Raw genomic sequence first — 14289 nt, 5'->3', positions numbered from 1 at the left:
CCACTGCGATGCGTTGAATATGAGTCCAGCGTCATTCGATCGGCACTGGCGTCGATCATCATTCGGCTCTCGAGCGCCGCACAGGCCTTTGAATCGAGCGCGTTCACTCCCACAACACTGACAACGCTCACATTTCAGATGCCCTGACAGCATGATCCACTCGGCAGCGTCGGGCGTAGTACACACATCACGCCATTCGCCACGGAGAGCCACTCCTTGAACGCTCTGCTGCCCTTTGTGTCAGTCACACTCTGCATGCTGCTATCGGGATGCGGGCCGCACTACCTTGCGGCCAATGACATCCACCAGGCCCCTTGCCTTGATGAATCCTCCGCCTCACGCCATCTCGTGACCCGCGACGCCACGTCGCTGGCATGGGAGTCCTGGCAACCTGCGCAGGCAACCCCTCAACGCGCCATGCTGCTTGGCCTGCACAGCTACGGCGACTTCCGGCTGGCATATGCCGATCTGGGCCCGTGGCTGGCCGGACAAGGCATCGTGACCTACGCCTATGACCAACGCGGTTTCGGGGAGTCCAGCCAGCAAGGGCGATGGCCGGAGTCCCCGTTGCTGGTCGAGGATCTGGTGGACGCCATCACGGTACTGCGCCAGCGCCACCCGAACCTCCCCTTGATCGTGGCGGGAGAAAGCATGGGCGGCTCGGTGATACTCAATGCCCTCGCCCAACATCCGGCGCTGTCGATCGATGGCAGCCTGCTCGCCGCCCCGGGCGTCCGCGGCGGCATCCGCTGGCGCTATCTGTACAACGCAGGACTCTGGACGGCGGCGCACCTTATCCCAGCGACCAGCGTGGAGGTGCCACGCAGGTACCCCGAAGGAGAACTTCAGCCCGCAGCTGCCGGGCGGTTGGCCAAGGATTCCCGCGTCGTGCATTCCGTGCGCCTTGATGCCTATTACGGCCTGATTCGCTTCACGGATCACGCCAGCGATGACATCGCAGCACTTTCTGCTGACACACGACTGCCGCCCACCCTGCTGTTGCACGGTGATCGCGATGAGACCGTGCCCCGTGTGGCCATCGAGCGGCTGGTCAGCGACTGGCCGAGCGCCTCACGCGATACGCTCGAGATTCATTACCTGCCCGAGGCGCCCCATCTGCTGCTGCAATGGCACGACAGTGACCAGATACGTGGGCGGATAGCACACTGGTTGGACCAGATCCTGCCAGCGCCCGCTTCGTGAGCGTAAGAACAAGGGTAAGTGCGAGAACGAGGCGATGGACGTGACACGCCGCGTCGTGCCGATAGCGCGTGCCTCACAAACAGCAACGCCCCGAACAGGGTTCGAGGCGTTGCTGTCTATCTATCTAACTACCGCCCCTGCGAGGGGCATGCTGACCGCTAACCAGCAATCACTGACGCGCGGTCTTCAGGGCATCAGCCAGTTCACGGGTCAGGGCGTGCACGGCTTGAGTACCCTGCTCCGGCGTCTCGGCATTGGCCTGCAGGTCGATCAAGGCAGAACCGACCACCACACCGTCGGAGAAACGCCCGATCCGCGCCGCCTGTTCAGCGGTACGGATACCGAAGCCGACCGCGACCGGAATATCGGTATGTTCACGAATGCGACCGACCTCGGCCTCGACCTTCTCGGCAGTAGGTGCCGCGCCGCCGGTCACGCCATTGCTGGAGACGTAGTAGAGGAAGCCCGAGGTGTTGGCCAGCACACCCGGCAGACGCTCGCTGTCGGTGGTCGGCGTAGCGAGGCGAATGAAGCTGATGCCCGCTTCGCTGGCCGGGACGCACAGCTCGTCATCGTGCTCCGGCGGCAGATCGACGACGATCAGGCCGTCGACGCCTGCCTCGCTTGCCTGCTCGAGAAAACGGCTCACGCCACGACGATAGATCGGGTTGTAGTAGCCCATCAGCACGATGGGAGTGTCCTGATCGCGCTTGCGGAACTCGCTGACCATCGCCAGGGTGCGGTCCATGGTCTGGCCGGCCTTCAGGGCACGTTGGGTGGCATGCTGAATGGCCAGACCATCGGCCATCGGGTCCGTGAACGGCATGCCCAGCTCGATGACATCGGCGCCTGCGTCCGCCATGCCGAGGAAGGTCGCGAGGCTGGCATCGTAGCCGGGGTCGCCCGCAGTGATGTAGGTCACCAGCGCGGCACGATTCTCGGCGCGCACGGCAGCGAAGCGACGGTCAAGACGGCTGCTGGCAGTAGTGTCGATAGCGGAAATGCTCATCAATAGACTCCGGATTTGCTGGCCTGCAGGCATCGATGACACCTGCAGGCGAAGAAGGCATGGGGCGCTCAGACTCGATCAGCGACTGACGACTCTGACGCCGGGCAACACGTGACAGACCCGGGCTTACTCGCCGTCAGGGTTCAGGCCCAGTTCGTCGGCCAGGTGATGAGTCACGGTGGCCATGTCCTTGTCACCACGGCCGCTCAGGTTGACCACCATCAGGTGGTCCTTCGGCAGGCCCGGCGCACGCTTGATGACTTCCGCCAGCGCGTGGGAGGACTCCAGCGCCGGAATGATGCCTTCTAGACGGCACAGCATCTTGAAGGCGTCCAGCGCTTCCTGGTCGGTCGCGGCGACATATTCGGCACGCTTGATGTCATGCAACCATGCGTGTTCCGGACCGATACCCGGATAGTCGAGCCCGGCGGAGATGGAGTGCGCATCGCCGATCTGACCTTCTTCATCCTGCAGCAGGAAGGTGCGGTTGCCATGCAGTACGCCCGGCAGGCCGCCCTTGAGGCTGGCGGCATGACGCGGAGTCTCAAGACCTTCACCAGCGGCTTCGACACCGATGATCTCGACGCTTTCCTCATCGAGGAACGGGTGGAACAGGCCCATCGCGTTGGAACCGCCGCCGATGCAGGCGACCAGCGAATCCGGCAGACGCCCTTCCTTCTCCTGCAGCTGCACGCGGGTTTCCTGACCGATGATGGACTGGAAGTCACGCACCAGCTGCGGGTACGGGTGCGGCCCGGCCACGGTACCGATGATGTAGAAGGTGTCATCGACGTTGGTGACCCAGTCACGCAGCGCCTCGTTCATGGCGTCCTTCAGCGTGCCATCACCGGCGGTGACAGGCACGACCTTGGCGCCCAGCAGCTGCATGCGCTGCACATTGGGCTGCTGACGATGGATATCGGTGGAGCCCATGTAGATCACGCAGTCCAGCCCAAAACGCGCCGCCACGGTGGCAGTCGCCACACCGTGCATGCCGGCACCGGTCTCGGCGATGATGCGCTGCTTGCCCATGCGGCGAGCGAGCAGTACCTGGCCCAGCGCGTTGTTGATCTTGTGAGCCCCGGTATGCATCAGGTCTTCACGCTTGAGATAGATCTTGGCGCCGCCCAGCTGCTCGGTCAGACGCTCGGCGAAATACAGCGGGCTCTGGCGGCCGACATAGTCCGCGGACAGACCAGCCAGCTCCTCGGCGAATGCCGGGTCCTGCTTGGCGGCTTCATACTCGCGCTGCAGGTGCAGAATCAACGGCATCAGCGTCTCGGCAACGAAGCGGCCGCCGAAATCACCGAAGAAACCCTTGGCATCAGGCCCTTGGCGCAGGCTGGGGGTAGCAGTCGTCTGGCTCATGCTGAACTCCTCGAATCGTGTCAGTGGCTGGTCTCACATACTGCGCAAGGCATCTGCGGGGCCAGCGATATGGTGATCATCCTAGCGCTGCAGGCACTGGAAGAAAAACGATAAATTCGCCAAGATGTGTGAGAAAATCTCACAGATGGTCGAGACGGTCATTGCCGCGCAGCCACTCTTTCCATGCCAATGACACGTCCAGCACTTGCTCAGGAGACACACCATGGAGCGCACCGAGCTACTGCCTCCCCTCAATGCCCTGCGCACCTTCGATGTGGCAGCTCGCCATGAGAGCGCCTCGCGCGCCGCAGAGGAACTGCATGTGACCCACGGGGCCGTCAGCCGTCAGATCCGCCAGCTGGAAGACGCACTCGGCACACGCCTGTTCGATCGCGCCGGGCGGGGCCTGACGCTGACACAGGCCGGCCGTGAGCTGGCGACCGCGACCCGTCATCACCTTGGCGGTCTGGCACGCGTATGCGGGGCACTGGCACGCAGTGATGCGCGGGCGCCCTTCGTGCTGAGCTGCCCGGGGTCGTTTCTGGCACGCTGGTTCATTCCGCGACTGGGGGCACTCAAGGACGCCCTGCCGGAACTCGAGCTGCACCTGACCGCCAGTGATGACAACGAAGGGCTGCGCAATGGCGTGGACGGTGTCCTGCGCTTCCAGACGCCGCCCTTTGATGACGCCGAGCATCAGGAGACGCGCGTGCTGGGCACCGAGCGCATCGGGCCCGTCCTGCGGCCCGACAGCGAGTGGCTGAGCGAGGCATCCAGTCCCCCTTCCCCCGAGGTTCTGCTGGGCCTGCCCCTGCTGCATACCCGATCACGCCCGCAAGCCTGGCCAGATTGGTGCTCACGCCAGGGACTATCCAGTGAGGGGCTTGATTACGCGCAAGGTTTCGAGCACCTCAACTACCTGCTCGAGGCGACACTGGTCGGACTGGGCGTCGGCATCGCGCCGGACTATCTGGTGGAGGAAGACCTGCGCAGCAAGCGTCTCGTGGCCCCCTGGGGGTTCGTCGAGACCGAGGCATGCCTGACGCTGACATTGCCGCAGGTCGGCCGCGCTCGTGCTCGCCACCCGCATGCCGAGGCGCTGGGCGAATGGCTTGCCCGGGAGCTGGCGACGGCACCGCCCCACTAGCCACACTTTGTGACAGGCATAAAAAAAGCCAGTCACAAGGACTGGCTTGCCCGGACATGTATCCAGAGGATAGCGCCGGAAAGATCGTGAATCCGCTCAAGGAACCATCGCAACCTGCAACGCAGGCTGGAAGCGAGGATGGGCGAACAACCCTGCGCATTGAACGACGCAGCCACCCTCGGCAGAAATGATCGAGGAGCCATGACTGGCTCGACTCGAAGACTTCACGTCAGGTGGCCAGTCCTTATCCGAGATGGAGGACTCGAAATGAAGGGTGACGGCCTGACGCGTTTCAACTGTCAGCATCATATCTTTTAGTCCGCGAACAAAAAAGAGCCCAAACAGCAACAGACCTTTGCTGGAGAAGCACCATCAATCGCTCGCATGGCCGACCGGTATCAGTGACAGCCAGGGGCTGCAGCGCCCTTGTCCGAGGCGAGGGCCCCCGAGGCGCGATTCGGCGGATTGTTGCCGCCGAGTAACAGGCGCTGAATGTCCGTGGCCGCCATCGGCTTGTAGAAGTAATAGCCCTGGATCAGGTCACAACGCATCTCGCGCAGCAACTCCAGCTGCTGCTCGTTCTCGACTCCTTCCGCGACTACCTCCAGCCCGAGGCGATGACCGAGGAAGACCGTGGCCTCCATGATGGCGCGGTCCTTGGGCTCCTGGGCGCACTCGATCACGAAGGAGCGATCTATCTTGAGCGCCGTCACGGGCAACAACTTGAGATAGCTCATCGAGGAATAGCCGGTGCCGAAGTCATCGATGGCGATCTTGTAGCCACGGTCGTAGAGCGCCCGCAGGCTGTCGCGCACCTTGATATCGGCATCGATCAACACGTTCTCGGTCAGCTCGATACCGATGTCCCGCGGTGTCAGCCCGTATTCCTCGACGTAGGCCTCAAGGCGGGTGAAGACGTCCGAGCTGATGGCCTGGCGTCCGGAGATGTTGATGTCGATCCGGTAGCCCTTCAGCCCCATGGCGCGCCATTCGGCCTGCTGACGACACGCCTGGCGGATGACCCAGTCTCCCAGACGCTCGATCAGATTGGTGCGCTCGGCGACCTTCACGAAATCGGAGGGTGGAATATAGCCCTCGGGAGAATGCCAGCGCAGCAGCGCCTCGAAGGATTCGATGCGCTCACTGCGCGCCGCCACCTGCGGCTGATAATGCAGCGACAATTCCCCTCCGCCGTCCTGATTCAGCAGCGCCTGCAGGCGTCCGGCCAGATGGTGCTGATGCAGCATCTCGTTGCGGACTTCCTGATTGAAGAACTGATAGCCATCGCGCCCGGCCAGCTTGGCACGATGCTTGGCGACATCGGCATTGCGCACCAGCTCGGCCGCCTCGCTCCCATTCTCGGGATACAGGCTGATGCCGATACTCAGGCGCAGCAGCAACTGGCGCCCTTCGATCTCGAAGGGTCGCTGGAAGTCCTGACGAATGCGCTCGACCACCGACAGGGCATCACTCTCGTAATCCAGTCGTGGCATCGCCAGCACGAATTCATCGCCACCAAAGCGCGAGAGCAGATCCTGATTGCGCTGGAAGCCCTGCAGACGCTTGGCCACGCTACGGATGACGCGGTCACCCATCTCGTAACCGAGGGTGTCATTGATCTCGGTGAAATGATCGATATCGAGAAACAGCACCATCAGGGTGTCGTCATGACGCTGACATTCACTGAGCGCCTCGCCGAGTTCGCTCTCGAAGGTCTGGCGATTGGGCAGCTCCGTCAGGGGGTCGAAACGCGTCATGTAATCCAGATCACGCTGGACCTTGCGCTCACCCGCCAGATCGATGTCGATACAGAACATCAGCGGGTTGTCAGTGCGCTCTCCCAACATCACATGGTGAGAAAAGACAGGCACGGGGGCGCCTGACTTGTGCTTGAGCTCAAGTTCACTGGAGGGGATCTCGATACCCTGAGAGACCCAGGCATGGTGTGCGTCCACCACGACATCTGCCATCGTCTCCGGGATCACCAGAGTTTCTAGGCATCGTCCACGAGCTTCCTGCTCGCTATAGCCGTATAGCCGCTCGCTGGCCTCGTTCCAGTAGATGACGCGGCGCTGGCTGTCATAGCCCTGAACGGCGACGCGCGGCAGACTTTCCAACAGCTCTCGAAAGCGCTGATCACTGACGGGAAGTCCCTTGCTGGTCGAGAGGCCAACCATACTCGTCTGCATGACCGCCTCCTGCGTATGCTGATGATGTGACACCTGACGCTTGCGAGATAGCATGATGCCCGCAGTTGCGCCAAGAATCACCATCAGTAACGCGGTTGGCCATCGACCCAGCATGCTCTGGCCCCACATCACCACCACCATCAACGTCAGTACCACGGCAATGATGACGGGACGAGAGCACAATATTCCGGCGGCCCTGCTGGCCTGGCGGAACCCTTTAGCCATGTTGAAGGATACCTCCGCTGCCGTCCTTCGCCTGTTCGCCGGACTTCGGCGGGGCAGATCAACTCGTGACGGAATGTCACTTCGAACGAGTTCTCTCACACGCAGAACGAGTTCTTGTCGTCATGAGAAAAGTCTAAGGGTCTGCTGCGCGTAAACCCAGCGTCTTGCAGCGCCTCTCGATCACTATCCTCAACGCTTCATGCAGTGCCAGGCGGCCTGAACATGCGTTGCGCTGCTCGTCTGCAAAGGGCGAAGAATAGCGCTAATGACTTACATAATACCAGTCGATTAGATTACTCATACCTCGATATTGGCCATGTACCCATATTGATGATACTTGCGCGAGATTAGCGTGTTACCGCCATGGTACGGGTTTGACTATCTCGTGCGCACCTTCCCATTCTCCTCGACGTTGCCAATGCAACACCTTCCATTTGCGCCCAAGCGCACAAAACGTCGAGGAATTTCATATGAACATCGCAAATCGTGGCGTACGTCAACTGGCCGACTCTTCCCGCAAGATCACCCTGGAACAGGGCGGCCTGGTGGAGCACTACCCGACCCCCAAGACGGACACCACCCCCTTGCGCCTGCCGCTTGCCTCGCAGTACTGGCCGGAGGCAGTCCACGAGGAGCTGGCACGCCAGCATTGGAGCAAGGCATCCATCACCTCCCAGATCGACCTCGAGGCCTGGCAGGGCTTCCTGAAGGACCTGCCGCGTGACCCCTACGTCAACACCCGCTGGAAGCGCATGTCCTGGCTGCACCTGAACGACCAGCATGAAGTCGAGACGCTGGGCGAATGTCCGATGGCGCAGGGCGGCAAGTTCAATGACGCCGCCAGCATGGCTGACCGTCTGCGCTATTACGCACCGCTGGAAGAGAGCTTCACCGAGCGCGAGGATGTGCGCGCCTTCGTGAAGGCCTGGGCCGACATGTGGGGTATCGGCCCGCGTGAACCGATCCTGATGCAGATCACCGGCGTGCGCGGTGATGGCACCATCGATCCTCTCCAGGGTCAGGGCATCCACGCCGATGGCTGCAAATACCTGAGCATCCTGGTGCTCAACCGCGAGAATGTCAGCGGCGCCATCAACACCCTCTATCAGGACAAGGCAGGCAAAGAGCTGCTGACCACCACGGAGCTGGCCCCGGGCGAGGTCCTGCATATCCACGATGACCAGCTGTTCCACAGTGTCAGCTCCATCACCCAGGAGAACGCCGGCGAGCACTTCGAGCGCTTCATCATCATCATCAACTGCTCGTTCATCGACGAGTTCCAGAACCGCATGCTGCGTCGTCATTTCCCGGACGCCGTCCTCAACGACTGCGAGTGAGCAACGGATTGCTCGCGAGCCATCGCAGCGAGACGCATCGCAACTTGCGGCGTCGTCTCATCTGAAGCCCCGCCGCGCAGAAGCCACAATGCCGATGTCCCTCGATACGTGAAACCCTGTTCTGAGCGCCTGAATCCCTGAGCGCCCAAGCGCCTGAGCACCTGAGTATCTAAGTACCCAAGTGCCTGAGTACCTGAGTACCTGAGCACCTGAGCCTCATGGCGTCAGACACAGAAAAGAAGAAGGAGAACCTGCCATCAGGTGACGCACTGTCACAAGATGCGCGCCGACGAAAACGTGCATGTGCAGCACCCAGCGCCAGCCGGGCCACCGGCTGGCGCTTTTATATGCCACAGAGCGCCCGCTTCGCGCTTGTCTTGAATCATGCATCTGCCCTGTTACACGATTCTTCCTTCTTCTCTCTCTTCTCTCTCTTCTCTCTCTTCTTATCTCCTCTTCATTCTGCTCTCTTCACTCTTTCCTTGTTCTCGCTTTCTCCTCCTTCATCCCCTCCTCTTGTTCTGCTCTCCCGCACCGCCGCGCTTTGCATTACTCTGGTGTCTCGCGCTTGGCACTCTCGCCTGCCGAGACGCGCTTGATTACATCGTCGCTGTGGCGGCGCTGCCCTCCCCTCTATGCATCAGGGACCTCTCATGACCTTTGAAAGCGGGCTGACCTTCTTCATTGCCATCTTCCTGTTTGGCATCACCCCCGGGCCTGGCATCCTGGCGCTGCTGGCGCGCGGCATGAGCCAGGGTGGCAATGCCTGCGTGCCGATGGCCGTGGGCATGAGTCTCAGTGATGTCTGCTACATGCTGGCGGCGGTGTTCGGCCTGTCGGCACTGGCCACGCATTGGGGCGAAGTCTTCGTGGTCATCCGTATCCTGGGCGCCGCCTACCTGCTCTATCTCGGCTACAAGTTATGGACGAGCTCACCGACGCTGGATGAGACTGATGTCCCCAGGCTACGTGGCAACTGGTGGAAAGGGTTTCTGCAGGGCTTTCTCATCTCGGCCTCCAACCCCAAGGTCATCCTGTTCTATATCGCCTTCCTGCCCACCTTCATGGATATCACCCGGCTGTCCGGCAGCGATATCGTGATCGCCGCCGGACTCAACCTGAGCGCGTTGCTGCTGGGCGTGGTGCCGGTGGGCTATCTCGCCGGGCGTGTCCGCCGCTATCTGCGTTCGGCGAAGGCGGTCAAACGCCTCAATCGCAGCGCCGGCGGCCTGATGATCGGGGCAGGCGGCTATCTGGCATTGCGCGGCTGACGCCTGAACGACGCTCCCCGTGACGCGAGCGCCTTGCACAAACACAAACGCCCCTGCCGATTGGCAGGGGCGTTTGTGTCGAGAGGCATGGGGTGGGATTGCAGAGCGCTTGCGCTCAATCCACGGCGCCAGTGCACGCTGTCGATGCTGACGTCAGCACCAGTGCACTGCGTTTGCCGTCGTTACTGGCGGATACCTTCGATGACCAGATACAGATCGACAGTGGCCGCATTCGGGCCAAGCTTGGATGTATCGATGCCGTAATCGGCGAGCTTCAGCGTGGTGGTGCCTTCAAAGCCCTGACGGTAGCCGCCCCACGGGTCTTCACCGCCGCCGATATGATCCACATCCAGGGTCACGGGCTGCGTCTGGCCGTGCAGCGTCAGGTCGCCCTTCAGCTTGCCGGAACCATCGCCAGTGGACTCGAAGCCGGTCGAGGTGAAGGTCGCCGTCGGATATTGGGAGACATCCAGGAAGTCGGCCGACTTGATGTGCTTGTCGCGTTCGGCGTGGGCGCTGTCCAGGCTATCGACATCGACCTCTACCGACACCTTTGCATCTTCCGGCTTGCCCTGGTCATAGGAGAAATCACCACTGAACTCCTTGAACTGCCCCAGCACGTAGGAGTAGCCCAGATGGCTGATCTTGAACTGGATGAAGGCGTGCTGGCCATCGGTATCGATCGTGTAATCGGAGGCCTGTGCCTGACCCGCCATCAGCGGCAACGACGCCGCCATGAGACCTGCCACCAGTGACTTGCCGAGGAAGGATGTCTTGTTCATGTTGGTGCTCCTTGAGAGGTTTCGTCACATCTGGCGTTCGAGCGTACCCAACGCCTTCCTTTTCGTCAGCGCAGCGGCCGAATCATGCGCCGCAACGTGTCCTGCCCATCCAGCAGGTGATGCTTGAATGCTGCCGCCGCATGCCCCAGCGACAGGATGATCAGAACGCAGGCAGCATACCAATGCACCTCACCTGCCAGCGATGCCTGATCCTTCAGCCCCGAGATCACTGCCGGCACCTCGAAGAGATCGAATACCTTGATGCCACGCCCGTCAGCGGTGGAAATGAGGTAACCCGAGATCATCACCACCAGCATCAGCACGTAGAGCAGCACATGCCCGACCAGCGCCGCGCGCTGTTCATTGCGCGTGCCGTGCGCCTGCGGGGTCGTCTGGCTCCAGCGCCAGGCGAGCCGCACCAGCGTCAGCACCAGCAATATCACCCCGACCGAGCGATGCCACCACGGACCGAGCTGGTACCAGGCATCGTAATAGCCAAGCGACGTCATCCACCAGCCCAGCGCGAAGAGCCCGACGATGGCCAGCGCCGACAGCCAATGCATCACGATGACAGGCCAGCCCCAGCCCCGTCGAGAATTACGCCACATGAGGTGCTCCTGATGACAGTCTCCACCTGACCATCGAGCTGGCAGGTTCTTTGAGCAAGAGCTTAACCAGTGCCCGAACGGACGCCAACCCTTGAGGGCAACACCAGCGAAATTGTCCAGAGACACCAACGCCCGGCAGAACCGGGCGTTGGTGTGCAAAGGCAGGCGTTACGGGACTCAGCTCGCGAGGCGATCAAGTCCGCGCGCCAGATCACGCTTGATGTCGTCGAGGTCTTCCAGGCCGACAGCAATACGCAGCAGGCCCTCTTCGATGCCGGCGGCCGCTTTCTGTTCATCGCTTAGGCGACCGTGAGTCGTGGTGGCTGGGTGCGTGATGGTGGTCTTCACGTCGCCCAGGTTGCCGGTGATCGACAGGATGCGCGTCGCATCGACCACCGACCAGGCCGCCTCGCGGCCGCCCTTGACCACCACCCCCAGCACCGCACCGAAGGCCTTCTGCTGGGCCTTGGCCAGTTCATGCTGCGGATGGCTCTCAAGTCCGGAGTAATGCACCCGCTCGATGGCCGGATGCGATTCCAGCCAATGTGCCAGCGTCAGCGCGCGTGCACAGTGGGCTTCCATGCGAATGTTCAGCGTCTCCAGGCCCTTGAGGAAGACCCAGGCGTTGAAGGGGCTCAGGCACGGCCCGCAGGTACGCACCACGCCATAGACCTCCTCCATCAGCGAGGAGCTTCCCACCACGGCGCCACCCAGCGTCCGGCCCTGACCATCGAGATACTTGGTGGCGGAGTGGATGACGATATCGGCGCCCAGCGTCAGCGGGCGCTGCAGGGCCGGCGTACAGAAGCAGTTGTCGATGGCAAGCCAGGCGTCGTTCTCATGGGCCAGCGCCGCCAATGCCTTGATATCGCCAAGCTCGGACAGCGGATTGGACGGCGTCTCGGCGAACAACAGCTTGGTGGCCGGCGTGATCGCGTCGCGCCAGGCATCCAGATCCTTCAGTTCGACGAAGCGCGTGGTGATGCCCAGCTTGCCGAAGTACTTGGTGAACAGGCTGACACTCGAACCGAAGATGGAACGCGACGCGACGATTTCATCGCCGGATTCCAGCAACGCCAGCACGGTGGACATGATCGCGGCCATGCCGGAACTGGTTGCCACGCAACGCTCACCGCCTTCCATCGCCGCCAGGCGCTCCTCGAAGAAGCGCACCGTCGGATTGGTGAAGCGCGAGTAGATGTTGCCGGCTTCATCGCCCCCGAACTTGGCTGCGGCCTCAGCGGCGCTGCCATAGACGAAGCTTGAGGTGGTGTAGATGGGCTCGCCGTGTTCCTGCTCGGCACCGCGCAGGTGACCGGCACGGATGGCGAGCGTCTCGAGGCCCAGCTCATCGCGGGAAAGACCGGCGCGGGAAAGATTGTCGTCGTGCATGGTGTCCAGTACCTCTACTGATGGAATCTACTGCCCTGTGAATCACGATCCAGCGTCACGCGCCGCTGTGACATGTCGCGTCTTCAGCATTTCGGGTCGCGTCGACAGCAAGAAGAAGAAGGAAAAGCGATGCGCCAATGTTACCGGTTTTGAACGCGCAACGGGCCCCGGATTTCTCCGGAGCCCGTTGCGGTTCGCTCATCGCGTGATTGCCTGCCGAGGATGGCAGGCAGCCGGATCAGTCGAGATCTTCCGAATCGTTGTGCAGATCCACCACCGCGTGGGTCTCGCCAGCGCTCTTGGCGCCATCATTGCGCGAGGCACGCAGGTCGTTCAGATAGGCTTCGTCGATATCGCCGGTCACGTAGACACCGTCGAACACGGAGCAATCGAACTCATCCAGCGCCGGATTGACTTCACGACAGGCGTCCTTCAGGTCGTCGAGGTCCTGATAGAACAGGCGGTCAGCGCCGATCAGGTCCGCGATTTCCTTCTCGGTACGGTCATGGGCGATCAGCTCTTCCGCCGCCGGCATGTCGATGCCGTAGACGTTGGGATAGCGAACCGCCGGTGCTGCCGAGGCGAAGTAGACGTTCTTGGCGCCCGCTTCGCGCGCCATCTGGATGATCTCGTTGCAGGTGGTACCGCGCACGATGGAATCGTCCACCAGCAGCACGTTCTTGCCGGCAAATTCGATATCAATGGCGTTGAGCTTCTGACGCACGGACTTCTTGCGCAGTGTCTGACCCGGCATGATGAAGGTACGGCCGATATAGCGGTTCTTCATGAAGCCTTCGCGGTAAGTCACTCCCAGATGCTGGGCCAGCTCGAGGGCAGAGGTGCGCGAGGTATCGGGGATCGGAATCACGACATCGATGTCCTGCTCCGGCCATTCCCGCACGATCTTGTCGGCCAGCTTCTCGCCCATGCGCATGCGGGTGCCATAGACGTAGGCACCGTCAAGCAGGGAATCCGGACGCGCCAGGTAGACGTGTTCGAAGATGCACGGCTTGAGAACCGGATCATCCGCGCACTGCAGGGTGTGCAGCTCACGCTCCATGTCGATGAATACCGCTTCGCCCGGGGCCAGGTCACGGATCAGCTCGAAGCCGGCGACGTCGAGCGCCACGGATTCGGAGGCGATCATGTACTCGACGCCTTCGGCGGAGTCACGCTTGCCGAAACACGCCGGACGGATGCCGTGCGGATCGCGGAAAGCGACCAGGCCAGTGCCGTTGATGATCGAGACGGCCGCGTAGCCGCCCTTGCAGCGACGATGCACACGACGCACGGCATCGAACACATCACCGGCGCCCAGACGCATGCCCTGCTTGCCCAGCTCGTGAGCGAAGACGTTGAGCAGCACCTCGGAATCGGAGCTGGTGTTGATGTGACGCAGATCAGAGGAGAACAACTCCTGCTTGAGCTGGTCGGAGTTGGTCAGGTTGCCGTTGTGCGCCAGCGTGATGCCGTAAGGCGAGTTGACATAGAACGGCTGTGATTCCGCCTCGCTGGAGGAACCGGCGGTCGGGTAGCGAACATGGCCGATCCCCATGTTGCCCTTGAGACGCTGCATGTGACGAGTGCGGAAGACATCACGCACCAGACCATTGCTCTTGCGCAGCAGGAAACGACCTTCGTGCCAGGTCATCATGCCCGCGGCGTCCTGCCCGCGGTGCTGCAATACGGTCAGCGCGTCATACAGCGCCTGGTTGACCGAGGCGTTGGCCATCAAACCTACAATCCCGCACATCCCGT

11 protein-coding genes are annotated in these 14289 nt (G+C 61.8%); 4 read left to right on the top strand and 7 right to left on the bottom strand.

Annotated features, from left to right (window positions below):
• Positions 1–255 precede the first annotated feature (255 nt).
• Complete coding sequence (locus CLAM6_RS05275) at positions 256–1203, top strand: alpha/beta fold hydrolase (protein ID WP_153635335.1); 948 nt, start codon at positions 256–258, stop codon at positions 1201–1203.
• A gap of 169 nt (positions 1204–1372) precedes the next feature.
• On the opposite strand, the gene trpA is transcribed toward CLAM6_RS05275, so the two are convergent.
• Positions 1373–2212: a tryptophan synthase subunit alpha gene (trpA, locus tag CLAM6_RS05270; RefSeq protein ID WP_153635334.1), complete on the bottom strand. Its 840-nt coding sequence runs from the start codon at positions 2210–2212 to the stop codon at positions 1373–1375.
• Between the two features lie 126 nt (positions 2213–2338).
• Positions 2339–3580, bottom strand: coding sequence for a tryptophan synthase subunit beta (trpB, locus tag CLAM6_RS05265; protein WP_054554923.1), 1242 nt, complete (start codon positions 3578–3580; stop codon positions 2339–2341).
• 223 nt (positions 3581–3803) lie between these two features.
• Between trpB and CLAM6_RS05260 the strand changes: the two genes are divergently transcribed.
• A complete protein-coding gene (locus CLAM6_RS05260) occupies positions 3804–4727 on the top strand; it encodes a LysR family transcriptional regulator (protein WP_054554924.1) in 924 nt (307 codons plus the stop codon).
• Positions 4728–5125: 398 nt separating this feature from the next.
• On the opposite strand, the gene CLAM6_RS05255 is transcribed toward CLAM6_RS05260, so the two are convergent.
• Positions 5126–6916: a putative bifunctional diguanylate cyclase/phosphodiesterase gene (locus CLAM6_RS05255; protein WP_225347763.1), complete on the bottom strand. Its 1791-nt coding sequence runs from the start codon at positions 6914–6916 to the stop codon at positions 5126–5128.
• A gap of 695 nt (positions 6917–7611) precedes the next feature.
• On the opposite strand from CLAM6_RS05255, the gene CLAM6_RS05250 reads away from it, so the two are divergent.
• The gene (locus CLAM6_RS05250) at positions 7612–8478 is read left to right on the top strand and encodes a 2OG-Fe dioxygenase family protein (RefSeq protein WP_084589647.1); all 867 of its coding nucleotides are present in this window, start codon (positions 7612–7614) and stop codon (positions 8476–8478) included.
• Positions 8479–9131: 653 nt separating this feature from the next.
• Positions 9132–9749 (top strand): LysE family translocator, encoded by a 618-nt coding sequence (locus CLAM6_RS05245; protein ID WP_054554925.1) that lies wholly within the window; start codon positions 9132–9134, stop codon positions 9747–9749.
• A 182-nt stretch (positions 9750–9931) separates the two neighbouring features.
• On the opposite strand, the gene CLAM6_RS05240 is transcribed toward CLAM6_RS05245, so the two are convergent.
• From CLAM6_RS05240 to purF, 4 genes are all read right to left on the bottom strand, one after another.
• Positions 9932–10531: a YceI family protein gene (locus tag CLAM6_RS05240; protein ID WP_043336921.1), complete on the bottom strand. Its 600-nt coding sequence runs from the start codon at positions 10529–10531 to the stop codon at positions 9932–9934.
• A 65-nt stretch (positions 10532–10596) separates the two neighbouring features.
• Positions 10597–11139 (bottom strand): cytochrome b, encoded by a 543-nt coding sequence (locus CLAM6_RS05235; protein ID WP_153635333.1) that lies wholly within the window; start codon positions 11137–11139, stop codon positions 10597–10599.
• A 177-nt stretch (positions 11140–11316) separates the two neighbouring features.
• A complete protein-coding gene (locus CLAM6_RS05230; protein ID WP_153635332.1) occupies positions 11317–12531 on the bottom strand; it encodes an O-succinylhomoserine sulfhydrylase in 1215 nt (404 codons plus the stop codon).
• Positions 12532–12769: 238 nt separating this feature from the next.
• On the bottom strand, positions 12770–14284 hold the full coding sequence (gene purF, locus CLAM6_RS05225) for an amidophosphoribosyltransferase (RefSeq protein WP_043336916.1): 1515 nt from the start codon (positions 14282–14284) through the stop codon (positions 12770–12772).
• Positions 14285–14289: the final 5 nt, after the last annotated feature.

It is taken from the genome of Cobetia sp. AM6 (genome assembly GCF_009617955.1).
GTDB classification, from domain to species: domain Bacteria; phylum Pseudomonadota; class Gammaproteobacteria; order Pseudomonadales; family Halomonadaceae; genus Cobetia; species Cobetia amphilecti.
The sequence above is the reverse complement of the archived record's forward strand: the minus strand, read 5'-3'. Positions and strand labels throughout refer to the sequence as shown.

Coding starts and splice junctions, on each gene's coding strand:
- CLAM6_RS05230 (WP_153635332.1), bottom strand. CDS start 12,531: ATGCACGACGACAATCTTTCCCGCGCCGGTCTTTCCCGCGATGAGCTG.
- trpB (WP_054554923.1), bottom strand. CDS start 3,580: ATGAGCCAGACGACTGCTACCCCCAGCCTGCGCCAAGGGCCTGATGCC.
- CLAM6_RS05255 (WP_225347763.1), bottom strand. CDS start 6,916: ATGCAGACGAGTATGGTTGGCCTCTCGACCAGCAAGGGACTTCCCGTC.
- purF (WP_043336916.1), bottom strand. CDS start 14,284: ATGTGCGGGATTGTAGGTTTGATGGCCAACGCCTCGGTCAACCAGGCG.
- CLAM6_RS05275 (WP_153635335.1), top strand. CDS start 256: ATGCTGCTATCGGGATGCGGGCCGCACTACCTTGCGGCCAATGACATC.
- CLAM6_RS05235 (WP_153635333.1), bottom strand. CDS start 11,139: ATGTGGCGTAATTCTCGACGGGGCTGGGGCTGGCCTGTCATCGTGATG.
- CLAM6_RS05240 (WP_043336921.1), bottom strand. CDS start 10,531: ATGAACAAGACATCCTTCCTCGGCAAGTCACTGGTGGCAGGTCTCATG.
- CLAM6_RS05250 (WP_084589647.1), top strand. CDS start 7,612: ATGAACATCGCAAATCGTGGCGTACGTCAACTGGCCGACTCTTCCCGC.
- trpA (WP_153635334.1), bottom strand. CDS start 2,212: ATGAGCATTTCCGCTATCGACACTACTGCCAGCAGCCGTCTTGACCGT.
- CLAM6_RS05245 (WP_054554925.1), top strand. CDS start 9,132: ATGACCTTTGAAAGCGGGCTGACCTTCTTCATTGCCATCTTCCTGTTT.
- CLAM6_RS05260 (WP_054554924.1), top strand. CDS start 3,804: ATGGAGCGCACCGAGCTACTGCCTCCCCTCAATGCCCTGCGCACCTTC.